The sequence below is a fragment of the Bacillus sp. 196mf genome (assembly GCF_003217275.1).
GTDB lineage: Bacteria > Bacillota > Bacilli > Bacillales > Bacillaceae_G > Bacillus_A > Bacillus_A thuringiensis_S.
The window spans coordinates 1-1,063 of record NZ_QJTG01000121.1; the positions used below are offsets into that span (position 1 = coordinate 1).

A 1,063-nucleotide genomic window follows, 5' to 3' on the forward strand; every position below is an offset into this window, starting at 1 on the left:
ATTTTAATGCAATTTTTGAACGTGATTTTAGCGTCTTCGCTCTCTTCACCAATTCAAACGCTGAAAATAGAAGATCCACATTTACACCGTGAATATGAAAAGGACAAATTGTCTATTCTAGATGTATTAGCAACTTTAGACGATAATACCCAAATTTCAATTGAAATCCAGCTCAATGACCAACATGATTTTTTAAAGCGCAGTTTGTATTATTGGAGTCGCTTATATGCTTCTCAAATGCAAAAAGGTGGCTCTTATGATGCACTTAGAAAAACCATCACCATTAATATTTTAAACTTTCCTGTTTTCACAGAATACGAAACATTCCATACAACAGGAAAACTGTGGGATATCAAGTTACAAAAGCTACTCTTAGACGATTTAGAATTACACGTAATTGAAATCCCAAAATTAATGGCACAATGGAAAGAAGAACAAGTAAATCCGTGGGAAGATTCTTTTGTGAGATGGTTACTGTTACTATCCGCAAACGAGGACTCACAATTAACGCATACACTGGAGGAGATCGCCATGAATCGAGATCCGATTTTAAAAGATGCGATGCAAAAGTGGGAAAAGATGAGTCAAGACCCTGCGTTCCGTATGTCGTATGAAGCAAGACAGAAGGCTCTTATCGATGAAGCCTCTAAATATAAGTATGCAGAGAAAAAAGGGCGAGAAGAAGGGCTTCAAGAGGGAATTGAAAAAGGAAAAGAAGTAGGCATTCAAGAAGGAAAAATTCAATTGATCCAGGGCATGCATAAAAATGGCATGGATATAGAAGATATTGCGAAGTTTACAAATATGGAACTGTCGGATATACGCCATATTTTGGGACAATAAAAGAGAGACGTCTCATGAGACGTCTCTCTTTTATTGTCTGATTATTCAAAATTTTTTTAGGTATTTCTCCCTTACTAAACAACCGATTGTACTGTTCCTGTATACTTTGGAGTTGTAAACTTAGTCCTTTTGCCAGTGGTGTCATCTTGAGGTCTTGTTGTAAGATGAGCAATAACTGAGACACTTTTATAAGCATCTCGTGAATCTCATATGCTTCTTC

Annotated in this window: 1 protein-coding gene; it reads left to right on the forward strand. The window is 36.5% G+C overall.

The features are described from left to right. Window positions 1-843 (forward strand): Rpn family recombination-promoting nuclease/putative transposase (locus ATL10_RS30860; RefSeq protein WP_110498418.1); only part of this gene is annotated, 843 nt, incomplete at its 5' end. Window positions 844-1,063 lie beyond the last annotated feature (220 nt).